Origin of the sequence: Micromonospora sp. NPDC005172, assembly GCF_040608555.1 — a bacterium.
GTDB lineage: Bacteria > Actinomycetota > Actinomycetes > Mycobacteriales > Micromonosporaceae > Micromonospora.
The window spans coordinates 1-24,584 of the sequence record NZ_JBEXIL010000074.1 but is presented as its reverse complement, the minus strand read 5'-3'; the positions used below and the strand labels follow the sequence as shown (position 1 = coordinate 24,584).

At 72.4% G+C, this 24,584-nt stretch carries 22 protein-coding genes and 3 pseudogenes; 17 read left to right on the top strand and 8 right to left on the bottom strand.

Going from position 1 to position 24,584, the window contains the following annotated elements; translation table 11 throughout:
* Positions 1-851 (bottom strand): annotated as a pseudogene (locus ABZV06_RS30115) (hypothetical protein); the annotation flags it as partial.
* 157 nt (positions 852-1,008) lie between these two features.
* Here ABZV06_RS30115 and ABZV06_RS30110 point away from each other — a divergent pair.
* The 8 genes from ABZV06_RS30110 (at position 1,009) to ABZV06_RS30075 (ending at position 10,588) form a co-directional block, all read left to right on the top strand.
* Positions 1,009-3,039: a TIGR03960 family B12-binding radical SAM protein gene (locus ABZV06_RS30110; protein ID WP_355248242.1), complete on the top strand. Its 2,031-nt coding sequence runs from the start codon at positions 1,009-1,011 to the stop codon at positions 3,037-3,039.
* Between the two features lie 84 nt (positions 3,040-3,123).
* Positions 3,124-3,858, top strand: a complete 735-nt coding sequence (locus ABZV06_RS30105; RefSeq protein ID WP_355625605.1) for a TIGR03936 family radical SAM-associated protein — start codon at positions 3,124-3,126, stop codon at positions 3,856-3,858.
* Positions 3,859-3,989: 131 nt separating this feature from the next.
* Positions 3,990-7,079, top strand: coding sequence for an Rne/Rng family ribonuclease (locus ABZV06_RS30100; protein WP_355625603.1), 3,090 nt, complete (start codon positions 3,990-3,992; stop codon positions 7,077-7,079).
* Positions 7,080-7,245: 166 nt separating this feature from the next.
* Positions 7,246-7,752 (top strand): hypothetical protein, encoded by a 507-nt coding sequence (locus ABZV06_RS30095; RefSeq protein WP_355625601.1) that lies wholly within the window; start codon positions 7,246-7,248, stop codon positions 7,750-7,752.
* A 166-nt stretch (positions 7,753-7,918) separates the two neighbouring features.
* Positions 7,919-8,233 (top strand): 50S ribosomal protein L21, encoded by a 315-nt coding sequence (gene rplU / locus ABZV06_RS30090; RefSeq protein WP_007464063.1) that lies wholly within the window; start codon positions 7,919-7,921, stop codon positions 8,231-8,233.
* Between the two features lie 11 nt (positions 8,234-8,244).
* Positions 8,245-8,499: a 50S ribosomal protein L27 gene (gene rpmA / locus ABZV06_RS30085; protein WP_074313740.1), complete on the top strand. Its 255-nt coding sequence runs from the start codon at positions 8,245-8,247 to the stop codon at positions 8,497-8,499.
* Between the two features lie 93 nt (positions 8,500-8,592).
* On the top strand, positions 8,593-10,068 hold the full coding sequence (gene obgE, locus ABZV06_RS30080) for a GTPase ObgE (protein WP_355248230.1): 1,476 nt from the start codon (positions 8,593-8,595) through the stop codon (positions 10,066-10,068).
* Between the two features lie 70 nt (positions 10,069-10,138).
* Complete coding sequence (locus ABZV06_RS30075; protein WP_355625599.1) at positions 10,139-10,588, top strand: GNAT family N-acetyltransferase; 450 nt, start codon at positions 10,139-10,141, stop codon at positions 10,586-10,588.
* Positions 10,589-10,699: 111 nt separating this feature from the next.
* On the opposite strand, the pseudogene ABZV06_RS30070 reads toward ABZV06_RS30075, so the two are convergent.
* Positions 10,700-10,849: pseudogene (locus ABZV06_RS30070) on the bottom strand (DUF6766 family protein); the annotation flags it as partial.
* A gap of 126 nt (positions 10,850-10,975) precedes the next feature.
* Entirely contained in the window at positions 10,976-11,467 is a 492-nt protein-coding gene (locus tag ABZV06_RS30065) for a DUF4383 domain-containing protein (RefSeq protein WP_355248224.1), read from the bottom strand.
* A gap of 231 nt (positions 11,468-11,698) precedes the next feature.
* Between ABZV06_RS30065 and ABZV06_RS30060 the strand changes: the two genes are divergently transcribed.
* The 3 genes from ABZV06_RS30060 to ABZV06_RS30050 are packed head-to-tail and all read left to right on the top strand — an operon-like array spanning position 11,699 to position 13,642.
* Positions 11,699-12,496: a hypothetical protein gene (locus ABZV06_RS30060; RefSeq protein WP_355625597.1), complete on the top strand. Its 798-nt coding sequence runs from the start codon at positions 11,699-11,701 to the stop codon at positions 12,494-12,496.
* A gap of 31 nt (positions 12,497-12,527) precedes the next feature.
* Positions 12,528-12,995 carry a phage holin family protein gene (locus ABZV06_RS30055; protein ID WP_355248218.1) on the top strand — a complete coding sequence of 156 codons (468 nt, stop codon included), beginning with the start codon at positions 12,528-12,530 and terminating at the stop codon, positions 12,993-12,995.
* Positions 12,992-13,642, top strand: a complete 651-nt coding sequence (locus ABZV06_RS30050; RefSeq protein ID WP_355625595.1) for a DUF3618 domain-containing protein — start codon at positions 12,992-12,994, stop codon at positions 13,640-13,642. The genes ABZV06_RS30055 and ABZV06_RS30050 overlap by 4 nt, the downstream gene beginning before the upstream one ends.
* Positions 13,643-13,731: 89 nt before the next feature.
* On the opposite strand, the gene ABZV06_RS30045 is transcribed toward ABZV06_RS30050, so the two are convergent.
* Together ABZV06_RS30045 and ABZV06_RS30040 are read right to left on the bottom strand one after the other, a co-directional pair.
* Positions 13,732-14,802, bottom strand: coding sequence for a glycosyltransferase (locus ABZV06_RS30045; RefSeq protein WP_355625593.1), 1,071 nt, complete (start codon positions 14,800-14,802; stop codon positions 13,732-13,734).
* Positions 14,803-14,924: 122 nt separating this feature from the next.
* Positions 14,925-16,166: a cytochrome P450 gene (locus ABZV06_RS30040; RefSeq protein ID WP_355625591.1), complete on the bottom strand. Its 1,242-nt coding sequence runs from the start codon at positions 16,164-16,166 to the stop codon at positions 14,925-14,927.
* Positions 16,167-16,386: 220 nt separating this feature from the next.
* On the opposite strand from ABZV06_RS30040, the gene ABZV06_RS30035 reads away from it, so the two are divergent.
* The gene (locus ABZV06_RS30035; protein WP_355248208.1) at positions 16,387-16,782 is read left to right on the top strand and encodes a hypothetical protein; all 396 of its coding nucleotides are present in this window, start codon (positions 16,387-16,389) and stop codon (positions 16,780-16,782) included.
* Positions 16,783-16,915: 133 nt separating this feature from the next.
* Here ABZV06_RS30035 and ABZV06_RS30030 read toward each other — a convergent pair whose 3' ends face one another.
* Complete coding sequence (locus ABZV06_RS30030; protein ID WP_355248205.1) at positions 16,916-17,134, bottom strand: DUF397 domain-containing protein; 219 nt, start codon at positions 17,132-17,134, stop codon at positions 16,916-16,918.
* Positions 17,135-17,203: 69 nt separating this feature from the next.
* Between ABZV06_RS30030 and pepN the strand changes: the two genes are divergently transcribed.
* Positions 17,204-19,720, top strand: a complete 2,517-nt coding sequence (gene pepN, locus ABZV06_RS30025) for an aminopeptidase N (RefSeq protein ID WP_355625589.1) — start codon at positions 17,204-17,206, stop codon at positions 19,718-19,720.
* A 57-nt stretch (positions 19,721-19,777) separates the two neighbouring features.
* Here the strand turns inward: pepN and ABZV06_RS30020 are convergent, their stop codons facing one another.
* Both ABZV06_RS30020 and ABZV06_RS30015 read right to left on the bottom strand, forming a co-directional pair.
* On the bottom strand, positions 19,778-20,992 hold the full coding sequence (locus ABZV06_RS30020; RefSeq protein ID WP_355625587.1) for an FAD-dependent monooxygenase: 1,215 nt from the start codon (positions 20,990-20,992) through the stop codon (positions 19,778-19,780).
* 159 nt (positions 20,993-21,151) lie between these two features.
* Positions 21,152-21,811 (bottom strand): PadR family transcriptional regulator, encoded by a 660-nt coding sequence (locus ABZV06_RS30015; protein ID WP_355625586.1) that lies wholly within the window; start codon positions 21,809-21,811, stop codon positions 21,152-21,154.
* A gap of 106 nt (positions 21,812-21,917) precedes the next feature.
* Here ABZV06_RS30015 and nadD point away from each other — a divergent pair, with 106 nt between their 5' ends.
* The 4 genes and pseudogenes from nadD to ABZV06_RS29995 form a co-directional block, all read left to right on the top strand.
* The gene (gene nadD, locus ABZV06_RS30010) at positions 21,918-22,514 is read left to right on the top strand and encodes a nicotinate-nucleotide adenylyltransferase (protein ID WP_355248193.1); all 597 of its coding nucleotides are present in this window, start codon (positions 21,918-21,920) and stop codon (positions 22,512-22,514) included.
* 110 nt (positions 22,515-22,624) lie between these two features.
* Positions 22,625-23,032, top strand: coding sequence for a ribosome silencing factor (gene rsfS, locus ABZV06_RS30005; RefSeq protein WP_355053184.1), 408 nt, complete (start codon positions 22,625-22,627; stop codon positions 23,030-23,032).
* The gene (locus ABZV06_RS30000; protein WP_355625584.1) at positions 23,029-23,658 is read left to right on the top strand and encodes a histidine phosphatase family protein; all 630 of its coding nucleotides are present in this window, start codon (positions 23,029-23,031) and stop codon (positions 23,656-23,658) included. Before rsfS ends, ABZV06_RS30000 begins: the two co-directional genes overlap by 4 nt.
* Positions 23,659-23,717: 59 nt before the next feature.
* Positions 23,718-24,491, top strand: a pseudogene (locus ABZV06_RS29995) (DegV family protein); the annotation flags it as partial.
* Positions 24,492-24,584 lie beyond the last annotated feature (93 nt).

The window sequence follows — 24,584 nt, the reverse complement described above, 5'->3', positions numbered from 1 at the left end:
CGCTGCTTCGGCACCCGGGCCGGCGGTGCCGGGCGGACCGGCGCGGCGGGTCGGGCGGCGGTGGGTCGAGCCGCCCGGGCGGGTCGGGCCTGTGGCGGCGGGTAGGCGGTCGGCGGCGGGTAGGCGGTCGGCGGTTGGTGGGCGGTCGGCGGTTGGTGGACGTGCGGCGGTTGGTGGCCGTGCGGCGGTTGATAGACGTGTGGCGGCTGGTGGGCCGGTGGCGGTGACACCGGGTGCGTCCCGACCGGCGGCACGGGCGGCACGGACCACTGCCGGGTGACCGGCGGAACCGGGTAGTCCAGCGTCGGCGGCAGCGGAGGCAGTTCGGCGGAGGGCAGGTCCCAGCCGCCGGTGTCCACCCCGGCCCACGGATCGACAGGGGCGCGATGCTCGGGCGCCTGCTCGGGCAGGGGCGGCGGTGGGGTCGGCTCGGCCGACTCGCCCCAGGCGCGACGGCGCGGCAGCGGGGGCGGCACCGCTGCGGACCCACTCCATCGGGGCGCGGGCGGCGCGCCGGGGGAGTCGGGGCTGTCGCCCGCGCGCTCCTGCGCCGTGGCCTCGGGCTCGGGCGTGGGCTCCTGGGTCGTCGGCTCAGGCGTCGCGTGGGACTCCACCTTGGTCGGGTCCGGCGTGACGTCGGGCTCCGGCCTGGTCGGGTCCGGCGTGGTGCCGGGCTCCGGCGGGGTCGCCGCGGTGGGGTCGGCCGGGGGTGCCGGCTGGTCGGGGGCGGCGGGCTGGTCCGGTGGTACGGGTGGGGAGGTCGACTCGTCGGCGACCGCCGAGGCGTCGTCCGGTTCGGGGCCCGGGGTGCGCCCGTCGTCCGGCCGTGCTCCCGGCTGGGGCTCCGGCATCGCGGCAATCTCCTCTCGCGCCGGTCCGAGGTTAGTACCGTGCCGCCACCACCGCCGCCCGGGCACCGGGGCGACGGCGTCGGACCAGGGTCACCGACCGGGCCGCATCGTGCCGTGCGCGCGGTCACCGTCGGGCGGACGCGTACCCTTGGGCATCATGAGTGCCCCGTCCATGACGCCGCGCGCGGCCGCGACCAATTCGAGCGACGACTCCGGTTCGTCGCGTCCGACGCCGGGCCGCGACCTGGAGCCGTCGGTCTGGCCCCGGCTCGAGCCGTTGCTCCCGCAGATCTCCAAGCCGATCCAGTACGTCGGCGGTGAGCTGGGCGCGGTGGTCAAGGACTGGCACGCCGCGACGGTGCGCTGGGCGCTGATGTATCCCGACGCGTACGAGGTGGGCCTGCCCAACCAGGGTGTGCAGATCCTCTACGAGGTGCTCAACGAGCTGCCCGACACCCTCGCCGAGCGGACGTACGCCGTCTGGCCCGACCTGGAGAGCCTGATGCGCACGCACGGCGTGCCGCAGTTCACCGTCGACGCGCACCGGCCGGTGCGCGGGTTCGACGTGTTCGGCATCTCCTTCTCCACCGAACTCGGCTACACCAACATGCTCACGGCGATCGACCTGGCCGGCATTCCGCTGCTGGCCGCCGACCGCACCGACGCCGACCCGGTGATCGTGGCCGGCGGGCACGCCGCGTTCAACCCGGAGCCGATCGCGGACTTCATCGACGCCGCGGTTCTCGGCGACGGCGAGGAGGCCGTCCTGGAGATCACCGCGATCGTCCGGGAGTGGAAGGCCGAGGGCTCTCCGGGTGGCCGCGACGAGCTGCTGCTGCGGCTGGCCCGTACCGAGAGCGTCTACGTGCCGCGCTTCTACGACGTGGACTACCTCCCGGACGGGCGGATCCAGCGGGTCGTGCCGAACCGGGCAGACGTGCCGTTCCGGGTGCACAAGCGCACGACGATGGACCTGGACGCCTGGCCGTACCCGAAGAAGCCCCTCGTGCCGCTGGCCGAGACGGTCCACGAGCGGTACGCGGTCGAGATCTTCCGGGGCTGCACCCGGGGCTGCCGCTTCTGCCAGGCCGGCATGATCACCCGTCCGGTGCGGGAGCGGTCGATCACCACCGTCGGGCAGATGGTGCGCGAGGGCCTGGAGTTCTCCGGCTTCTCCGAGGTGGGCCTGCTGTCGCTCTCCTCGGCGGACCACTCCGAGATCGGCGACATGTGCTCGGGCCTCGCCCAGCAGTACGAGGGCACCAACGTGTCGCTGTCGCTGCCGTCGACCCGGGTGGACGCCTTCAACATCGACCTCGCCCAGGAGCTGTCCCGCAACGGGCGGCGTACCGGCCTGACCTTCGCCCCGGAGGGCGGGTCGGAGCGGATCCGCAAGGTCATCAACAAGATGGTGTCGAAGGAAGACCTGATCCGGACGGTCGTTACCGCGTACAGCAACGGCTGGCGGCAGGTGAAGCTCTACTTCATGTGCGGCCTGCCCACCGAGACCGACGACGACGTCCTCGAGATCGCCCAGATGGCCCATGAGGTGATCAAGGCTGGTCGGGCGGCCACGGGCTCCAAGGACATCCGCTGCACGGTCTCGATCGGCGGGTTCGTGCCGAAGCCGCACACCCCGTTCCAGTGGGCCGCCATGGAGCGTCCGGAGGTCATCGACCACCGACTCAAGATCCTCAAGCAGGCCATCAACAGCGACCGTTCGCTGGGCCGGGCGATCGGCTACCGCTACCACGACGGAGAGCCGTCGCTGATCGAGGGCCTGCTCTCCCGGGGTGACCGTCGGGTCGGCTCGGTGATCCGCAAGGTCTGGGAGAACGGCGGCCGGTTCGACGGCTGGAGCGAGCACTTCTCGTACCAGCGCTGGGTGGACGCGGCGGCCGAGACGCTGCCCGCGTTCGGGGTGGACCTCGACTGGTACACCACCCGGCAGCGCGACGGGCTGGAGGTCCTGCCCTGGGACCACCTGGACTCGGGCCTCGACAAGGACTGGCTCTGGCAGGACTGGCAGGATTCGCTCAGCGAGTTCGAGCAGGACGACTGCCGGTGGACGCCGTGCTTCGACTGCGGCGTGTGCCCCTCGATGGACACGGAGATCCAGATCGGCCCGACCGGCAAGAAACTTCTGCCCCTGACGCCGATCACCCCCCTGAAGACCCCCGCCTCTTGACCCGACCCCGGGGGGCGGTGCTGAGTTTCGAGGAGCGAGACGATCAGTAAGAGAAACCAGCCGGAGGGTGGGCAGGCGCCGGTCGTGCAGCGCGCCCGCATCCGGTACGCCAAGCGCGGCCCGCTGCGGTTCACCTCGCACCGGGACTTCGCCCGGGCCTTCGAGCGCGCGCTGCGCCGTGCCGCCGTTCCGATCGCCTTCTCCCAGGGCTTCACCCCGCACCCGAAGATCTCCTACGCCAGCGCCGCTCCTACCGGGGTGGCGAGCGAGGCGGAGTACCTGGAGATCGGCCTCCAGGCGGCGGTCGAACCGGAGGCGCTGCGCGCCGCGCTCGACGCGGCGCTCTCGCCGGGGCTGGACGTGCTGGAGGTGGTGATCGCCGAAGGTGGCAGTCTGGCCGACCGCATCGAGGCCTCGCACTGGCGCATCGAGCTGCCCGAGGTCGACGCGACGACGCTGCGGGCGGCCGTGGACGCCTTCACCGCCGCCGACGACGTTCTGGTCGAGCGGATGACCAAGCAGGGGCGACGGACTTTCGACGCTCGCGCGGCCGTCATGTCCATCGATGTCCTGGCCCCGACGCCGGCACCTTCCGGGGTGCCGGCCGTACCGTGTGCGATACTCGAACTGGTCGTGCGGCAGGTCACCCCGTCCGTACGGCCCGATGACGTCCTTTCCGGCCTCCGCGTGGTGGCCGACCTGGAGCCGCCGGTCTCGCCGAGGGTGACCCGGCTGGCTCAGGGCACGCTGACCGCGCAGGGAGCGATCGTGGATCCGTTGGATGCGGACCGCGACGGGGCAGCCATCGTTGGGCACTGACCGACGGTCAGGGCTCTTGTCGGCAGACTTCGGCGGTCGCGCACCACGCGCGTCCGGCGGAAACACTTTTGCGGCGACCCTGCGTGGCAGCGCTCACCCGCGCCCGGGGCAGCCAGAACTGGAGAACGTCCATGCTCGAGAACGAGCCCGAGGGCGGCGAACGGACCGGTTCGCAGCCGGCCGGCGACACCGCTGAGCAGAGCAGCACCACCGACGGCACCGCCGGCACTCCTTCGGCGGCGGGCACGGAACAGCCCGCTGCCGAGAGCGTCGAGCCCGCAGCGCCGCCGCGACGGGCGCGGGCCACCCGGCGACGGGCCGCACCGCTCAACCAGCCGGAGCAGGCCGAGGCGCCCGTCGAGGCGTCCACCGGTGGAGTCGGCGCCGTCGAGTCGCCGCAGGCGGAGGTCTTCGCCCCGATCTCCGGCGACCTGGACGTCGCCCCGAAGGCTCCCCGACGCCGTCGCAAGGCCGCTCCCGTCGAGACGACCGCCGAGGAGCCGCTGGTCGCGGCCAGCGCCGAGCTGGCCTCGCCCGAGGTCGTCCCGCCGGTCAAGGTGACCCGCACCCGGCGCAAGAAGGCGACGCCCGCCGTCACCGAGCCCGAGCCCACCGCCGTCACCGAGCCCGCCGCGTCGGCGGAGCCCGAGCCCGCCGCCGTCACCGAGCCTGAGCCCGCCCCGGCCGACGAGCCTGCCGCCGAGACGCCGGCCGAGTCCGACCTGCGCGAGGCGGAAGCCGAGCTGGACGAGGAGCAGACCCCGACCGGCCCGACCACCGAGCAGGCGTTCGGCGACGTGGAGCCCGGTGTCGCCGTGGCCAACGTCGTCGACGAGCCGGTCGAGCCCGCCGAGGCCGTCGAGGCCGCGCCGCCGAAGACCCGCCGCCGGCGCGCCGCGCTCTCCGCGCCCACCGTGCTGTTCATGGCGCCGCAGCCGGACGCCGTGCCGGTGGTCGGTCCGGTGGAGCCCACTCCGATCGCCGAGGAACCGGTCGTCGAGGCCGAGCCGTCCCGTCGACGTCGGCGCGCTCGCCGTGACGTGGAGCCGGTGGAGCCGGTCGAGGTCATCGAGGCCGAGGAGGAGCCGACCGAGGAGGTCGAGGAGGCCACCGAGGCGGACGAGGACGACGAGGACAGCGCCGCCGCACGCCGTCGCCGCCGCCGGGGTCGCCGTGGCCGTGGCCGGGGCAAGGGCGGTGCCGACGACGCCGAGGACGAGGAGTCCGACGAGGCGGCGCAGGCCGAGGAGGAAGAGACCGCCGAGGCCGAGGGTGACGAGGACGAGGAGTCCGAGGGCGGGGACGGGATGACCCGTCGTCGCCGTCGCCGTCGCCGCCGGGGTGCGGGTGACACCGAGGGTGCCGCCGACGACGGCGTGCCGACCGTCGTCAAGATCCGCGAGCCCCGCAAGACCGTCGACGAGGTCCAGGGTGTGTCGGGCTCGACCCGGCTGGAGGCCAAGCGTCAGCGTCGGCGGGACGGCCGGGAGCAGCGGCGTACGCGCCCGCCGATCCTCAGCGAGTCGGAGTTCCTGGCCCGCCGGGAGGCGGTGGACCGGGTGATGGCGGTCCGGCAGCGCGGCGACCGCACCCAGATCGCGGTCCTGGAGGACGGCGTGCTGGTCGAGCACTATGTCACCCGCAACTCCTCGGGCACCATGGCCGGCAACGTCTACCTGGGCAAGGTGCAGAACGTGCTGCCCAGCATGGAGGCGGCGTTCGTCGACGTCGGCCGGGGCCGCAACGCGGTGCTCTACGCCGGCGAGGTCAACTGGGACACCTCCGGGCTGGAGGGGCGTGCCCGCTCGATCGAACAGGCGCTGCGCTCCGGTGACTCGGTCCTGGTCCAGGTCACCAAGGACCCGATCGGGCACAAGGGCGCGCGACTCACCAGTCACATCGCTCTCTCCGGTCGGCACCTGGTCTACGTGCCCAACGGCAACGCGTCCGGTATCAGCCGGAAGCTGCCGGACATCGAGCGCAAGCGGCTCCGCGACGTGCTCAAGAAGCTGGTCCCGGACGGCGCGGGCGTGATCGTCCGTACGGCCGCCGAGGGCGCCAGCGAGGACGAGCTGGCCCGCGACGTCAAGCGGTTGCAGGCGCAGTGGGAGGACATCCAGGCCAAGGCCGCCGAGGGCGGCGCTCCGGTGCTGCTCTACGAGGAGCCCGACCTGGTCATCCGGGTGGTCCGGGACCTGTTCAACGAGGACTTCCGCGAGCTCGTGATCGAGGGCGAGCAGTCGTACGGCATGGTCGAGTCGTACCTGTCGCACGTCTCCCCGGACCTGGTCGACCGTGTTCGTCGGCACGTCGGCACGAACGACGTGTTCGCCGAGTACCGGATCGACGAGCAGATCATCAAGGGCCTGGACCGCAAGGTGTTCCTGCCCTCCGGTGGCTCGCTGGTGATCGACAAGACCGAGGCCATGACGGTCGTCGACGTGAACACCGGCAAGTACATCGGCTCCGGCGGCAACCTGGAGGAGACGGTCACCCGCAACAACCTGGAGGCGGCGGAGGAGATCGTCCGCCAGCTCCGGCTGCGGGACATCGGCGGTATCGTGGTGATCGACTTCATCGACATGGTGCTCGAGTCGAACCGGGAGCTGGTGCTGCGTCGACTCACCGAGTGCCTGGGTCGGGACCGCACCAAGCACCAGGTGACCGAGATCACGTCACTCGGTCTGGTGCAGATGACCCGTAAGCGGATCGGCGCGGGCCTGCTGGAGGCGTTCAGCGAGACCTGCGAGTGCTGCAAGGGCCGGGGCGTCATCATGCACACCGAGCCGGTATCGGAAAAGCCGCGCAACGGCGGGGCCGCGGAGAAGGTCAAGGCGGTGGCGTCGTCGGCTCCGGCCGCTCCGGCCGCGCCGGCCGCTCCGGCTGGGGAGAACGGCACGCCGTCCTCCCGTCGCCGGGCGCGCAAGAGCGCCCCGGCCGAGCGCGCGGTGGTCGAGGTCGTCGACACCGACACCCGCGCCGAACCGGACGCCGACTACCAGGACACCATGGGGTACGACCTGTCCCGCTACGAGACGGAGACGGAGGCCGCTCCGGCGGTGTCCGACAGTCAGCGGGGTGAGTCGGTCCGACTGGCCGCAGCGGACGACCCGGACGCTCTCGCCGACGTCGACGCCGACGGCGACGAGGAGGCCACCGAGGGTGGTGCCGGACGTCGCCGCTCCCGCCGGGGTGGCACCCGTCGGCGGACCCGCCCCTGACGGCTGATCGGCCCGCCGTCTCTGACGGCTGATCGGCCCGCCGTCTCTGACGGCTGACCGGCCTGGTGTTTGACGAGGTCCCTTTTCCGGCAATGTGTCGGGGGAGGGACCTCGCCGCTCCGGTCACCCCCGACCCGGTAGTGGTCGGCCCGGTCAGGAGAAGAAGATGCGTCGCCTGCTCGCTCGTACCCTGCTGGTGGCCGTGCTCGTCGCCGGAGGGGGCTGCTCGGACGGCCGGCCCGGTGACGCGGGCCCGGTCGGCGTGACCGGCGGTTCCGACCCGTCGGCGTCGGCCGCGGGGTCCGGAGGATCGACCGGTACGCCGGTGGGTGGCGCTGTGCTGGGCGGCGACGCCCAGGTCTGCGCGGAGGCGCAGCGGGCCGGCGCCACCGCCGTCCGGGAGTACGTGGCGGAGGTGGGCCGCATGCTCGCGGCGGTGGGCGCGGGCGACACCGTCACGGCCGGCGCGGCCCGCGACGGGGCACAGGCGGCTCTGACCGGCTGGCGGGCCGCGCTGCGAGAGCAGGGGACACGGGCGGCCGACGCGCAGCTCAAGACGCTGCTCAGTGACCTTGGCACGGAGGTCGCCGCGCTCGGCGTCGACGTCGAGTCGATCGACGAGACCGAGCTGGACCGGCTCCAACAGCGCCTCGATCAGCTCTGCGCCGGTTGACCAGGGCGGGCCGGTTTGGGGTCCACGCCGGCAATGGCGTACTCTTGCCTGCGGCCCACCTTTCGTGTGCCGAGTTCCCGCGTGCCCGCGCCGCCGTGCACTGCTACCCGGCGAGCCGCCGCGGGGACGACCGCCAGCAGCCTCAACGACAGGGAGTCCGCCTCCGATGTACGCGATCGTCAAGACCGGCGGCAAGCAGTACAAGGTCGCCGAGGGCGACGTGATCGAGGTCGAGAAGCTCACCGGTGCCCCCGGTGACGCGGTGAAGCTCACCGCGGTGCTCCTCGTCGACGGTGACGACCTGGTGACCGACGCGGCGAAGCTTGCCGAGGTCGCGGTGTCCGGCGAGATCGCCGCGCACACCAAGGGCCCGAAGATCCGGATCCACAAGTTCAAGAACAAGACCGGCTACCACAAGCGCCAGGGTCACCGCCAGCCGTTGACCCAGGTCAAGGTGACCGGCATCTCCAGCGGGAAGTAGGTCGTCCTCCAATGGCTCACAAAAAGGGTGCGTCCAGCTCGCGTAACGGTCGCGATTCCGCGGCCCAGCGACTCGGCGTGAAGCGCTTCGGTGGTCAGGTCGTCAGCGCCGGTGAGATCCTCATCCGGCAGCGTGGCACCAAGTTCCACCCCGGTGACCTGGTCGGCCGTGGCGGCGACGACACGCTGTTCGCGCTGTCGGCCGGTGCGGTCCTGTTCGGCACCAAGCGCGGTCGCAAGACCGTCAGCATCGTTCCGCAGCAGTAGTTCTCTTCGCTGGGCGGGCCGCGGACCTCCGGGTCCCGGCCCGCTTCGCTTTTTCGAAGTGCGGGGTCGACCCTCGCTGGAAGGATTGACGCCGTGGCGACGTTCGTTGACCGGGTCGTCCTGCATCTGCAGGCCGGTGATGGTGGGCACGGTTGTGTCTCCATCCACCGCGAGAAGTTCAAGCCCTTCGGCGGGCCGGACGGTGGCAACGGCGGGCACGGCGGCAGCGTGTCGCTGGTCGTCGACCCGCAGGTGACCACGCTGCTCGACTTCCACTTCCACCCGCACGTCAAGGCCGACAACGGCAAGGGCGGCGCCGGGTCGAACCGGGACGGGGCCAACGGCCACAACCTGGTGCTGAAGGTGCCCAACGGCACCGTGGTCCAGACCACCGACGGCACCGTGCTCGCCGACATGGTCGGCGCGGGCACCACCTTCGAGGTGGCCCGCGGCGGGCGCGGCGGGCGCGGCAACGCGTCGTTGGCCAACGCCAAGCGCAAGGCTCCGGGCTTCGCCGAGTTGGGCGAGCCCGGCGACCAGCTGGACATCGTGCTGGAGCTGAAGAGCGTCGCCGACGTGGGCCTGGTGGGCTTCCCGTCGGCGGGTAAGTCGTCGCTGATCTCGGTGATCTCCGCCGCGAAGCCGAAGATCGCCGACTACCCGTTCACCACTCTCGTGCCCAACCTCGGTGTGGTCCGGATGGACAACCACACCTTCACCGTCGCCGACGTGCCGGGCCTGATCCCGGGCGCGGCCACCGGCAAGGGCCTGGGCCTGGAGTTCCTGCGGCACATCGAGCGCTGCGCGGTGCTGGTGCACGTCATCGACTCGGCCACGCTGGAGCCCGGCCGTGACCCGGTCGCCGACATCGACGCCATCGAGGCCGAGCTGAGCCAGTACGGCGGCCTGACCGACCGCCCACGGCTGGTGGCCGTCAACAAGGTCGACGTGCCGGACGGCCGGGACCTCGCCGAGATCGTCCGCCCGGACCTCGAGGAGCGCGGTTACCGGGTGTTCGAGGTCTCCGCGGCCACCCGGGAGGGGCTCAAGGAGCTGACGTACGCCATGGCCGAGCTGGTCGAGGCGGAGCGTAAGGCGGCCCCGCCGGCCGAGCCGACCCGGATCGTGATCCGTCCGATGGCCGTGGACGACGCCGGCTTCACCATCACCGCCGAGGCCGACGGCTCGTTCACGGTGCGCGGTGTAAGCCCGGAGCGGTGGGTCAAGCAGACGAACTTCGACAACGACGAGGCGGTTGGTTACCTCGCCGACCGGCTGGCCCGGCTCGGCGTGGAGGACAAGCTCGCCAAGGCCGGCGCTGAGCCCGGTGACCTGGTCCGGATCGGTGCGCGCGAGTTCGACTGGCAGCCGACGCTGTACGCGGGCGTCGAGTTCGTGCCCGGCAACCGGGGCACCGACCTACGCCTGGAGGACAAGTCGAACCGGTCCTCGGCCGCGGAGCGGCTGGCAGCCCGCAAGGCCCGCCGGGTGCGCTCGGCGGACGAGGTGGGCGCGGACTCGTCCGACGACGACGTCGAGGACATCGAGGACGAGGACGACGCCGAGTAGCCGGTTGCGCTCCGTGATCGGGTCGACTGCTGGAAACCTGCGCGAAATCCTCCCCGCCTAGCGTCGGGTGATGCTGATCGAGTCGCGACCCGCCACCGATCCCGAGATCGCCGCCCTGACCCTCGCACAGCAGCGTGAGCTGCGCGAGGCCGACGGCGGGTTGGACGGGCAGGTCACCCTCACCCACGATGACATCTGCTATCTGGCGGTGGTGGTGAACGGTCGGGCGGTCGCCTGTGGTGGGCTCCAGTCGCTCGACGCCGTCACCGGCGAGGTCAAGCGGATGTACGTCCGACCGGCGTACCGGGGAAGGGGCATCGCCCGTCAACTGCTCGCCGCCCTGGAGGAGTGCGCGTTCCGGCAGGGGCACTCGGTGGTCCGCCTGGAGACCGGCACGTACCTGCCGGCGGCCATCGGGCTGTACACGTCGTGCGGCTACGAACCGATCCCGGTGTACGGCGAGTACGTCGGCAACCCGTACAGCGTCTGCTTCGCCAAGCGGCTCCCGGTCGCGGCCTGACGCCTCCCGGTGGCCCTCAGGCGCCGGTCTCGGCGTGCGCACGCTGATCGGCGGCGCGCCGCTCTGCAACGCCTGCTCCTCGTTGTACGCGGCCGTGCCACCGAGCAGGTGACCGACGAACGAACCGGCGAAGATCAGCAGCAGCGCGAGGGACAGGCTGTTGCGGTAGACCACCAGTGGAAGCCCACCGGCGCGTACCGGCCACGGCGACTGGGCGGCGGCCCGGCGCTCGTCGTCCTCGGGTCGGTCGGTCTGGTCCACCGGCTTCGACTCGGCCGAGCCCCGCTGCACCAGATAGGCGGTGAGCAGCACCTACCCGCCCATCTGGAGGAACTCGGACTCCCAATTCTCGAAGACCGCCTCATGTCAAACGTGTGAATCGGCAGCTCAGGGCCTGTCGATCGGGCTGTCCAGGCGTCCGCCGGTGCCCGCCGCGTTGGACAGCAGCAGCCCGAGCGCGAGCATGCCGAAGCCGAGGGCGAGGTGCAGCCAGTTGTCGGCGTCGTTGACCGGCAGGATGTTCGCGCCGCCGTCCTCATCGACCGCCTCGATGGCCAGCCCGTACAGCCAGAGGGCCAGGTAGATCGCGCCGCCGCCAGCCAGGAATAGTCGGGCGCCGGCGACGCTGCGGGCCAGCGCCAGGCCCACCAGCCCGAACAGCAGGTGCACCGCGTTGTGCAGGATCGACACCTGGAACACGCCGAGCAGTTTGGCGTCCGAGTGGTGCCCGGCGAAGGTCAGCTCGCCGTAGTCGGTGGTGATGCCGGGGATGTAGCCGAGGATGCCGATCAGCAGGAAGATCCCGGCCACGACCAGCGCCGCCACCTGCACCCGGGGTCGGGGCGTGGCAGGTCGGCCACCCCGCGCGTCTCGTGCCATCCCTGCCCCCTCCGGTGGATCTGCCGGTCCCGCGAACCGCACTGTCCGCAGCGGCGACGTGACGCAGCCCGACGATCCTCCATTTTGAAGTCGTCACCGGCGGCCGCGCAGAGAAATGCATGAACAGGTATGGAAGCCAAAACGCAGGGTAGGTGAGTTGTCAGCGGCCACGGCGACACGGCCGCGACCCCCCAGCACAACCGCGACGACTTTCCGAGCGGAAGGGAAATCATGACTTACGATCTGTCACCCACGTCTTCCACGTACGGGCAGGAGTCCACCAACGGCGGCGGCGTCCGCGAGCAGGCTCGCCACGTCGGCTCCGAGGCGGCACACGCCGGTGGCGCGGTCGCCCAGACCGCGAAGGAGCAGGGCGCCGAGGTCGGCCGCGAGGCCGCCCGGCAGGCCCGCAACCTCTACGGCGAGGCCCGCAGCCAGCTCGCCAGCCAGACCGGTGAGCAGCAGCGCCGGGCGGCGGGCGGCCTGCGGTCGATCGCCGACGAGATGCGCTCGATGGCCGAGCAGGGCGGCCAGGCCGGCCCGGTGAGCGAGCTGGCCCGCCAGGCCGCCGACCGGGTGCACGGTGTGGCCGGCTGGCTCGAGGAGCGCCAGCCCGGCGACCTGATCAACGAGGTACGCGACTACGCGCGGCGCAACCCGGGCACCTTCCTGGTCGGCGCGGCGGTGCTGGGCGTGCTGGCCGGTCGCCTGACCCGGGGCATCTCCGCCGCCGGTGACGACTCCGGCAACGGTTCCGCGGGCTACCGCGGCGCGGGGGCGTACGACCCGGAGCGCACCGCGGTGATCCCCACGCCGCCGCCGGCGCCCCGTACGACCCCGGACGTGACCCCGGCCGGTGGCTACCTCGACCCGACCCCGGGCACGTACACCGAGCCGACCTCGGGCGGTTACGCCGACCCGACTCCGAGCGGCTACAGCGAGCCGGCCAGCACCGGTCAGCCGCTGCCGCCGGTGACCCAGACCGACCCGCTGCCGGGCGTGCCGTCCAGCGGCAGCCCCCGCCCGTGAGGCGCCGAGTCATCCGAAGGGAGGCGGCGGCATGACCATGCCGACGCAGGGGTCCGGCCTGGACTCCGGTTACCACCCGGACGCGGGTGCCCCGCACACCGCGGCCGAGGTGAAAGGCAGCTCGCTCGGTGACCTGATGCGTCAGGTCACCACCGACCTGTCGACGCTGATGCGCCAGGAGGTCGAGCTGGCGAAGGCCGAGATCCGTCAGGAGGGCAAGAAGGCCGGCAAGGCGGCGGGCCTCTTCGGCGGCGCCGGATTCGGCGGCTACATGGTGGCCCTCTTCGTGTCCATCGCGATCTGGCAGTTCCTGGACAACGTCATGGACTCCGGTCTCGCCGCGCTGATCGTGGCCGTGGTCTGGGCCGTGGTCGCCGCCGTCCTCTACTCGGCGGCCAAGAAGAACGCCCAGCACGTACGCGGGCTCAAGCAGACCAACGACAGCGTGCAGCGGATCCCCGACGCGCTCAAGCCCCACCCGGAGGGAGTCACCCGATGAGCACCGATCCCGACCAGATCCGCCGGGAGATCGAAGCCACCCGCAACAGCCTCAGCTCCGATGTGGACGCGCTGGCGTACAAGGTCAGCCCGAGCCGCATCGTCGACGACCGCAAGCAGCGGGCCCGTTCCGCGCTGCAGAATGTGAGGGACAAGGTCATGGGAACCGCGTCTGACCTCGGCCACGGCACCGGTCACGCCGCCCAGTCGGTTGGTGACCGCGCCTCGTCGGCGGCGTCCAGCGTCAGCGACGCCGCGCACTCGGCGGCCTCCTCCGTCGGCGACGCCGCCCACAGCGCGCCCCGGGTGATCCGGGAGAAGTCGCAGGGCAACCCCCTCGCCGCCGGCCTGATCGCCTTCGGCGTGGGCTGGCTGGCCTCCTCGCTGATCCCGGCCTCCCGCCGGGAGCAGCAGGCCGCCGCGCAGGTCAAGGAGAAGGTCAGCGAGCACAGCGGTGTCGTCAAGGAAAAGCTGGGCGAGGTGGCCAGCGAGCTCAAGGACGAGCTGCGCGAGCCGGCCCAGCACGCCGCCGACTCGGTACGGTCCACCGCCCAGGACGCCGTGCACGCGGTCAAGGACGACGGGAAGTCGGCCGCCCAGGACGTCAAGGACCAGGCCCAGCAGGCCCGCCAGCAGGTCGGTTCCTGACGACCACCGACACCGACGACGGCTCGTGACCACCCCGGTGGCGCGAGCCGTCGTCGTATCTCCCCGCGATCTTGCAGTTTCTGCTGTGGTTATGTCGACTTGTGGGGCTTCTGCCCCCGCAGAAAGTGCAAGATCGCGGGGAGCTGGAGGTGGGCTGCTCTCGGGATTCTGGTTTCGCCATAGCGGACGCCGCCGAACAGCAGGCGCTGGGTGAGCGCCAGCCAGCTACAGATACCGCGCTCCAGCAGCCAGAGCGGGGCGGCCAGCGAGGTGCTCGGTGGGAAGACGGCAGCCCCGGCGGCGCGGCGGCGACCCGCCTCGGCCAGGGCCACGACGACGATGACCGTCGTGCCGAGCAGCAGCCGGGGCTGGCGGGACGCGACCACCGCCGTCAGCGCGGGCAGGACCGCGAGCGCGGTCAGCAGACGGGCCGGCTGGGCCAGATCGTCGTACGCCTGGCGGACCCGCTGGCCCCGAAAGTGCGCCGCGTCGGGCGGCAGTCGGCGGACGTACAGCCAGGGTGGCGCGGCCTCGATCCCGCCGTACGTGCGGACGGTGCGGATCAGCTCCAGGTTCTCGAAGAGCACGTCCGGGTCGTACCCGCCCATGGCGAGGAACGTGCTGCGGCGTACGGCGAGGGTGCCGGGGTAGTCGTTCCCGAGCGCCCGGTTGAGCAGCGTCCGGCCGGTGTCCCACCAGGCGTGCCAGGGCAGGGGATCGAAGTAGTTCTGCGGCCGGACCAGGTCGAACCGGTCCAGTAGCCGGTGCACCGCGTGGAGCCCGGCCTCGTCGTACCGGACGTCGTCGTCGGCGATCACCACGTGTTCGTGGCGCGCCGCGCCGACCCCGGTGTGCACCCCCACCACCTTGCCGTTGAGTCCCCGTCCGGCGGGGTCGGGTCGCAGGTGCCGGACCAGCCCGCGCCAGGCCGCCGCGTGCCGGGCGAACAGCTCCGGGGGTGACCCGTCCACCACGAGCACCTCGACGAGACCGCTCAGCCGGCGCAGGTAGCCGGTCAGCTCGTCCAGGCCGGTGTCGGCGTGCCAGCGCAGCGGCAGGACGTACGCCATCGGCAGGACCGTCGAGAGCGTGGCGGTCGGTTGTGTGCCGGTGTCGACCGGCCCGCCCCGCCGGGCGTCACCGGTGGCGGGAGAGGGCATCGGCGTCTCCTGTGCAGGCGGTGTGCGGCGTGCGGTGGACGGGACGCCGCTGCACCTGCCCGCCGGGCGGCCGTCCAAACCCGGACGAAGCCTCGACAGTCGCGCCCACCGGTGGGATCGGGTCAGACGCGGCGGATGTTGGTGAGGGTCATGCCGCTGGGTGGCAACGCGGGCATGCGATGCAGGTCCAGGCGCAGATCCTGCGGCGGTACGTCGTAGCGCATGTCGCTGGTCAAATGGGTGACGGCCCGCTTCATCAGGTCGATCGTGATCCACTCGCCGGCGCAGCGGTGCCCGGTGTGGTCGCCGCCGCCCTGCGCGATCAGCTCGAACGGGTCCACGCGGCGGTTGGCGAACCGCTCGGGGCGGAACAGCTCCGGTTCGGGCCAGAGTGCCGGGTGGTGGTTCGTGCCGTAGAGGTCGAGCAGGACCCGCCGGCCCTGCGGAAAGTGGTGGCCCTCCCAGTCGAAGGAGCGCCGGACCCGGGCCGCGGCCATCGGGAAGAACGGGTAGTAGCGGCGCACCTCCTGGACGAACTGTTCGGTGGCCGCGTCGTCGCCGTGGACCCGCTGCCGCCAGCCGGGATGGTCGCGCAGGGCGAGCGCGGCGAAGACGACGTACCGGTCCACGGCGACAGTGGGGCGCAGCAGGTTGAGCAGTTCGACGGCGGCGACCCGACGGGGGAGCAGCGTCCCGTGCGCGTCGCGGTGCTCGGCGATGACCCGCAGCGGGCTGCCGGCCGGGGCCGGGTGGATGCCGACGCGGGTTTGCTCGACGAGGTCGCCGATCCAGCGTTCGGCGCGACGGCGGGCGAGCAGGCCCCGCCAGTGCCGTGGGCCGACGACCGCCGGGCCCTCGATCATGGCGTGCAGCTGGACGGCGCGGCGGTCGACCTGGGACGTGGCCAGCGGCACCCCGGCCCAGGCGCAGACCACCCGGGTCAGCAACCGGCCCAGCTCGTCGTAGAGCCGCACCGCGCCGGTCGCCTCCCAGGCGGGAATCCGCGCCTGCCACTCGGCGTCGAAGAGGTGCCCGAGCTGCGCGATCGAGGTCGGTGTCATGATCGACATGAGCATCGCCTTGCGGTCGGTGTGCTCCGCGCCGTCCAGTCCCTGCACGCCGCCCCGGCCGGTGAGCGTCCGCTGCACCCGCAGCGGCATGGCGCTCTCGCGGCGGAAGCGCTCCTCGTCGTAGAACAGCATCGCGGCCGGTCGACCCCGCAGGCAGATGGTCGGCGCGAGCAGGATGCGGGTCGAGAAGGCGTCGCTGCCGTGGCGGTCGCAGCGCTCACCGATGAACCGGTAGCCGGCGCGCAGCAGCGCGAGGGTGCTGTCCGGGCTGCGGTCGGCCGGCATGGTCGCCATCGGGCCCCCCTGGTGGTTCCGGCGGCGGCCGGCGTCGCCGCCGTGGCCCGTCTACCCTCGTGGCCGTCGCGCAATCCCCGCGTCGACAGCGCGTCCGCTGGCCCCTCCCACGGGCGACGGAACCTGGTTGGCTAGCCGGTGGGGCCGCCGCCAGCCGGCATCGCGGGTCGGCTGGCGCGACCCCGGGTGGGCCGACGGCCACGACCACGGGGAGGACGAGATGCACGACAACAGGTCACCACGCTGGCGGCAGCGACGGGCGGTCGAGGCGCCGGGTCCGGCCCGTGCCACGCGGCCACTGCTCGGGCCGCCCGGTCGGTCGACACGACCGCGCCGGTTCTTCACCGTGCACCTGGGCTTCACCGCGCCGGGCACGGCCGACGCCCGTGAGCAGGCAGTGGCGTACGCGGAGGCGTTGAGCCTGCTCCGCCCGGAGGTGGCGCTCGGCGCGGCGGCCCTGTCGCCGGCCGACGCCTGGCAACGGGCCGCGCGGCTGTTCTGCGGTGCGGTCGGCCCGGACGGCGAGCGCTGCGTCGACGTCGCCGACCACCCCGGCTTCCACCACGCGCCCGGGCCTGGCGGTCTCGGCTGGGGTGACGGTGACCAGTGCGACTGAGGAGCCGCGCCGTGCTCGGCGTGGCGTCAAGGGTCCGGCCCGGCGCGTCCACCCGACCGGGCGGTCATCGCACGTCGCCCGAGCCGGCGTCCTCGACATCGAAGGGCCGGCACGGGCGACGAGCGGCGTCGGGTCAGTCCAGGTCGAACTCGCCGTCCTGCGCGCCGGCGACGAACGCGTCCCACTCCGCCTGGGTGAAGACCAGCACCGGGCCCTCCGGCTCGGCGGAGTTGCGCATCCCGATCAGGTCGTCCACGAAGGCGACCTCGACGGCGCTCTCGGAGGCGTCCCCCTCGGCCCGTTGCCAGACCGCACGGGAGAGGTCGAAATCGCCCTTGGGGTGCTGCGCCATGCTTCTTTCCTCCACTGCCGGGGGTCAGGTGGGGACCGCTCGCCGATCCCCATCGGGCAGGATAAGCGGATGCCGAGCCTGACCCGTGTAGAGGCGACCGCGCGTGGCGCGGCGATTACTGTCGAGTCCTATCAGGTGGACCTCGACCTGACCGGCGACGGCGACCTGTTCCGGTCCCGCGTCGAGATCCGGTTCCGGGCGACCGCCGGCACCGCCACCTTCGCCGAGGTCAAGCCCGCCAACCTCCTCGCGGTACGCCTCAACGACCGTCCCGTCGACCCCGCCACGCTGAGCGACAACCGGTTGCCGCTGGCTGATCTCGACACGACGAACACCCTCGTCGTCGAGGCGGAGATGGCGTACTCCAACGCCGGGGAGGGGATGCACCGCTTCGTCGACCCGGCCGACGGCGAGACCTACCTCTACGCGGTGACGTTCCTCGACAACGTCCAGCGCATCTTCGCCGCGTTCGACCAGCCCGACCTCAAGGCGCCGTTCACCCTCTCGGTCACCGCGCCGGCGGGCTGGACGGTCTCCAGCAACGCCGAGGTGGCCGCCAATCCGGCCCCGGGGCGTTGGGAGTTCGCCCCGAGCGCGCCACTGTCCACGTACTTCTTCTCCCTGATCGCGGGGCCGTACCACGTGCGGCGGGCCGAGCACGACGGTGTGCCGATGGCGATCTACTGTCGCCGGTCGCTGGCCGAGCACCTGGACGCCGACGCCGAGGAGATCTTCACCATCACCGGGCAGTGCCTCGACCGGTTCCACCAGCTCTTCGCGGAGCGTTACCCGTTCGGCAAGTACGACCAGGCGTTCGTGCCCGAGTTCAACGCCGGCGCGATGGAAAATCCGGGCATCGTCACCTTGCGCGACGACTACGTGTTCCGCTCGGCGGTCACCGACACCCAGCGCGAGCAACGGGCCACCACGATCGCGCACGAGATGGCGCACATGTGGTTCGGTGACCTGGTCACCATGCGCTGGTGGGACGACCTGTGGCTCAACGAGTCCTTCGCGGAGTACCTGGGCACTCGGGTAACCGCCGAGGCGACCCGCTTCGGCCAGTCGTGGACCACGTTCGCCATGCGCCGCAAGGCCTGGGGGTACGCGGCCGACCAGCGCCCCTCCACCCATCCCGTCGCGCCGCCGGAGGTGGCCGACGCCGACGAGGGCCTGCTCAACTTCGACGGCATCTCGTACGCCAAGGGCGCCGCCGTGCTACGGCAACTTGTCGCGTGGCTCGGCGACGAGGCGTTCCTGGCAGGCCTCAACGCGCACTTCGCCGCGCACCGGTTCGGCAACGCCACCCTCGCCGACCTGCTCGCCAGCCTGAGCACCGCCAGCGGTCGGGACCTGTCCGGTTGGGCCGAGCTGTGGCTACGCCGGCCGCAGGTCAACACGTTGCGTGCCGAGGTCGGCGTCGACGCCGACGGCCGCTACACCGAGGTCGCCGTGGTGCAGACCGCCCCCGAGTCGTACCCGGTGCTGCGTCCCCACCGCATCGGCGTGGGCCGGTACGCGGCGGACGGCACCGTGCGGCGCGACGAGGTGGATCTCGACCCGGCGGTCGACGGCGGCCGTACCGTGCTCGGCGCGTTGGCCGGCGAGCCGGCGGCGCAGTTGCTGCTGCCCAACGACGGTGACCTGACGTTCGCCAAGGTTCGCCTCGACCCGGCGTCGGTGGAGGCCGTCGCGCTGGTCCTGCCGGGGCTGGCCGATTCGCTCACGCGGGCGGTGCTCTGGGGCGAGGCCCTGGACGCGGTGACCGACGGTGAACGGCCGGTGGGTGGTCTGGTCGACCTGATGGTCGCGGCGCTGCCCGCCGAGACCGAGGTGATCATCGCGGAGGACGTGCTGACCCTCAGCCGGTCGCTGGTGGACCGCTACCTCGACCCGCTGGCTCGTTCGGCGGCGCTGGCACGAGTCGCCGGAGCGTGCCGGCGCCTGCTCGACGGGGCGCCGGCGGGGGAGTCGTTGCAGCTCGCCGCCGCGCGGGGCTGGATCTCCGCGACGACCGACAGTGACCTGCTCGTCGGTTGGCTCGCCGGCCGGGACGTACCGACCGGGCTGAAGGTCGACGCGGAGCTGCGCTGGGCCGTGCTGCGCCGGCTCGTGGTGCTGGGCGCGGCGGGCGCGGAGGAGATCGCCGCCGAGACGAGTGTCGACGTCAGCTCGGCCGGCGCGGAACGGGCCGCCCGTTGCCGGGCCGCGCTGCCCGACCCGGCCGCGAAAGAGGCGGCATGGGAGATCATCGTGCGCGACAGCGAGCTGTCCAACCGGCTGCTGGAGGCGACGGCGGAGGGGTTCTGGCAGCCCGAGCAGGCCGACCTGACCACCGTGTACGTCGAGAGATACTTCACCGAGATGCCGGCCGCCGCTCGTCGGCGTACCCCCTGGACGGCCGACCGGGTGGCGAAGCTCGCGTTTCCCCACTACGCCGTGGCGCAGCCGACCCGGGAGGCGGCCGTGGCGCTGCTGGCCCGCGACGACCTCACGCCGGGCCTGCGGCGGGTGGTCACCGACGCCGACGACGACCTGCGGCGGGCGCTCGTTGCCCGGACGGCGGTGGCCGCCGCCGCGGCCTGAGGCCGCTCCCGCCGGTCGGGCGCGAGGTGGCCTGGCGGCCACCCCGCGCCCCCGCGTTCAGCGCAGGGCGGGTTCCGCCGTGACCGGGGCGTCGAAGTCGATGGTGTAGCGCTGCTCGTGGGCGATGGTCCGTTCCGGGTCCATCGCCGTCCGCACGAGCAGCGGCATCAGCAGCGGCATCAGCGTCCGGGCGACCGGCCCGGGTGCCTTCGTGTGGTTGATCCGAGCCGCACGGGCGGCGACCTTCTCGACCCGGGTGCGACGCAGCCGCACGTACGCCTCGAAGGCCGACGTCACGTCGGGGAGGTCCCGCAGGCAGCGGGCGAGCTGCACCGCGCTCTCGATGGCGAGCGAAGCGCCCTGCCCGGAGCTGTTCGACGGCGCGTGCGCGGCGTCACCGACCAGCACCATGCGGCCCCGGTGCCAGTGCGGCACGGGCGGCATGATCTGCAACGCGCCGCCCACCTGGAGATCCTCGGCGGCGCTGGTGGCCATCAGCTCCCGACCCGGGTCGTCGTCGCCGTAGGTGGCTCGCAACGTGTCCAGCCACTGCCGCGCCGGCACCGCACGGGCCTCGACGATGCTCATCGGCCGCTGCCCCGGAAGGTTGGCACCCCAGCGGGTGCCGCCACCCGGCTCGGGCCAGTACAGGTAGTAGCCCCGCCGCCCGAAGGCGAACGTCATGGTGCCCGGCTCGGCGTCCACCTCGTGCCGGGCGACCGCCTCGAAGCCGAGCAGCCCGGTGAACCGGGGGCCGGGCGCGGCCGGGTCGATGAGGCCACGGACCGTGGACCGGATGCCGTCCGCGCCGACCAGGACGTCGGCGCTGGCCGTGCTGCCGTCCTCGAAACGGGCGGTGACGCCGCCGTCGGTCTCCTCGACGCCGACCAGTCGCTTGCCGTACGCGAAGGTGACGCCCTCGGCGACAGCCCGGTCGTGCAGCAGCCGGTGCAGCTCGGCCCGGTGCACCACGCGCAGCGGCGGCACCCCGGCCAGCATCGGCAGGTCGATGCGCCGGGAGCCGACGGCCATGACGCTGCGGTGGATTCCGGTGGCGATCGCGGTCACCGCCTCGTCCGCGCCGACCGCCCGCAGGGCGGCCACGCCGTTGGGCGCGAGCGCGAGGGTGCCGCCGATGCCGCCCACCCCGCCGGCGGTCTCCGGGTACGCCTCGGCGACGGTGACGGTGATGCCGGCGCGGCGTAGCGCAAGGGCTGTCACCGGCCCGGCGATGCCGCCGCCGATGACGATCGCGGTTCGTACCGTTGTCATGCTGTCTCTCCCTGGGTCGTCGCGTGGGTGCGTACGAACCGACCTGGGAGGGGACCCGGTTATCCTCGTGGTTGCCGCGTCGGGCCGGGTGCCTGCTCAGGTGCCGGTTCGAGGTAGGGCTCCGGCGGGGTGTTGGCGCACCCCGCCGGAGCTGTCTTGTCAGTCGGCGCTGTCGGGGTCGCTGCTGGTCCTTTCGGCCAGCTCGATCAGCTCGGCCGGCATCTCGCCGGTCTCGTGGAAGGCCCGCCAGGTGTCCAGCCCCGGGTAGCTGCCCGAGGTGAGCTCCGCGAGCAGGGCCCGCAGCCAGGCCGCTTCGGCGTCCCGGATAGCCAGGTCGTACTCGGTCTCCACCAGGAACAGTCGCGGGATCTCCCGCAGGTGGGCGTCGAGCGTCTCGCGGTCGCGCCGGAGCGCGTCGTCCAGCCGTTCGAGCCGCTGCCGGAGGAGGTCGGTGGCCTCGTCGGGATGCAGTGCGGCGAGCACCGAGAGGCCGGCCCGGAAGCGGGGATGCTCCGACATCGGCGTGCCGACCAGCTCGCGCGCCCAGTCGACCAGCTCGGCCCGTCCCGCGTCCGTGATCCGGTAGACGGTGCGTTCCGGTCGTCGGCCCTCGCGCACGCTCTCCACGGCGGCGATCAACCGGTGTTTGTCCAGGTTGCGGATCACCGTGTAGAAGGAGCCCCACTTGAACTCCATGTCCTGGTCCTTGCCCCAGGCGCGCAGCGTGCTGGCCATCTCGTAGGGGTGCATGGGCCGCTGGACGAGGGCGGAGAGCACGGCCAGTGCCAGCAGGTTGCCGACCTTGCGTCGCTTCGGCATGACGCACCTCCCAAATACTCGTGGACGAGTATACGCATACGAGTATTCGCGTCACCAGCCCTCGGGCCGCCAGGACCGGCGCGCACGGCCGGCCTACGATCACGGGGTGGAGGAAGATATCCGGCGGATCGGGATCATGGGTGGCACCTTCGACCCGATCCACCACGGGCACCTCGTCGCGGCCAGCGAGGTCGCGGACCGGTTCGGCCTGGACGAGGTGGTCTTCGTCCCGACCGGGCAGCCGTGGCAGAAGGCTGACGAGCCGGTCAGTCCCGCCGAGGACCGGTACCTCATGACGGTCATCGCCACCGCCTCCAACCCCCGCTTCCAGGTCAGCCGCGTCGACATCGACCGCAGCGGACCGACGTACACGGTCGACACGTTGCGCGACCTCCAGGCCGAGTACGGTCCCAAGGTCCAGCTCTTCTTCATCACCGGCGCGGACGCGCTGCAACGCATCCTGTCCTGGAAGGACCTGGACGAGATCTTCGAGCTGGCGCACTTCATCGGCGTGACCCGGCCCGGTTTCGCGCTTACCGACAAGCACCTCCCGGCGGACACGGTCAGCCTGGTCCAGGTGCCGGCGATGTCCATCTCGTCGACGGACTGCCGCGCCCGGGTCGCCCGGGGTGAACCCGTCTGGTATCTGGTGCCCGACGGTGTGGTGCAGTACATCGCCAAGCGACGCCTCTATCAGCCCTGATTGCGCCCGGTATACGCCGTTTCGTGCGCCTAACCGACCAGAACTGACGGGTCGGGACCTCGCCGGGTGTGAGACGCTTGGAGGATCGCACGCCTGATCGAAGGAGAACGGTGACAGTTTCCGAACGCGCGCACGAGCTGGCGATCGCCGCCGCCCAGGCAGCCGCCGACAAGAAGGCGCAGGACATCGCGATCATCGACGTCGGCGACCAGCTCGCCATCACCGACGCGTTCCTGCTCGCCGCCGCCCCGAACGAGCGTCAGGTGCTCGCCATCGTCGACGCCATCGAGGAGCGCCTGCTGGAGCTTCCGGAGAAGGCCAAGCCGATCCGGCGCGAAGGCGAGCGCGGCGGCCGTTGGGTGCTGCTCGACTACGTCGACATCGTGGTGCACGTCCAGCACACCGAGGAGCGCGAGTTCTACGGGCTCGACCGCCTCTGGAAGGACTGCCCCACCATCCCGTTCGTCGACCGCGACCTGGTCGAGGCCGACGCCAGCGGGTCCGCCGCGGCCGAATGACCCGGCTGATCGTCTGGCGGCACGGCAACACCGACTGGAACGCCGCCAACCGCGTCCAGGGGCAGACCGACGTACCCCTCAACGACCTGGGCCGCGACCAGGCCCGCGCCGCCGCGCCGCTGCTCGCGTCGCTGCGACCCGATGCCATCGTGTCCAGCGACCTGAGCCGCGCCGCGGACACCGCCGGCGCGCTGGCCGCGTTGACCGGGCTGCCGGTACGCACCGACGCGCGGCTGCGCGAGCGGCACTTCGGCCAGTGGCAGGGCCTGCACCTCACCGAGGTGGCCGAGCGTTTCCCCGCCGAGTACGCCCGTTGGCGGGCCGGCGACCCGGCCCCGGGGGCGGATCTGGAGCCGCTGCACGACCTCGGTGAGCGGGTGGCCGCCGCACTCCTGGCGGCGGCCGACGCGACCCCCGGCGGGACCGTGGTCATCGCCACCCACGGCGGTGGCTCCCGCCAGGGCATCGGTCACCTGCTCGGCTGGCCCGCCGACGTGCTGCGCACCATCGGCTCGCTGGCCAACTGCCACTGGACGGAACTGCAGCACGACGACGTTCGAGGTTGGCAGCTCCGCGGTCACAACGTCGGGCTCGTCACCGCGCCTGCCGTCGTCGACGCGGTCTGAGCGCGCGACCGACCCGCGCACCTCGGCGCACCGGGTCGTGATCGGCTAGCGTGCCGGGCATGCCCGTCGCGGTCGTCACCGACTCCACCGCCTACCTCCCGCCCGAGCTGGTGCGGCGGCACCGGCTGACCGTCGTCCCGCTGACCGTCGTGCTCAACGGCGCGGAGGGGCTGGAGGGAGTGGAGACGCAGCCCGCCGACGCCACCCGCGCACTGGGCGAGCGGCGGGTGTCGGCCAGCACCTCCCGCCCCGCGCCCGAGCAGTTCGCCCGGACGTACCGCCGCCTCCTGGACGACGGCGCCGACGGCATCGTCTCGGTGCACCTGTCCGCCGGCCTGTCCGGCACCGTCGAGGCGGCCCGGCTCGCCGCCGTCGACGTCGACGGCCGGGTCGAGGTCGTCGACAGCCGCTCGACCGGCATGGGGCTCGGCTTTCCGGCCATCGCCGCCGCCACCGCCGCCCACGCCGGAGCGGACCTGGCCGGCGTACGCGACGCGGCGCTCGCCGCCGTCGCCCGGACCACCGTCTGGTTCTACGTCGACACGCTGGAGTTCCTCCGCCGGGGCGGCCGGATCAACGCCGCCGAGGCGCTGTTCGGCACCGCCCTCTCGGTCAAGCCGATCATGCACATGCCGGACGGGACGATCGTGCTGCGCGAGAAGGTGCGTACCGCCAGTCGGGGAGTGGCCCGACTCGTGGACCTGGCCGTCGAGGCGGCCGGCGACGACGAGGTCGACCTCGGCGTACACCATCTGGCCGCACCTGAGCGCGCCGATGCGCTGCTCGCCGCGCTCACCGTGCGTCTCGGCGAGCGCCTGCACGACACGTACGTCCCCGGGTGATCAGCAACTGCTTGCCGATCTCTACGATCTCGATGAGCTTGGTCGGGTCGGAGTCGAGGTCGACCATGTTGCCGGCCTCCTTGG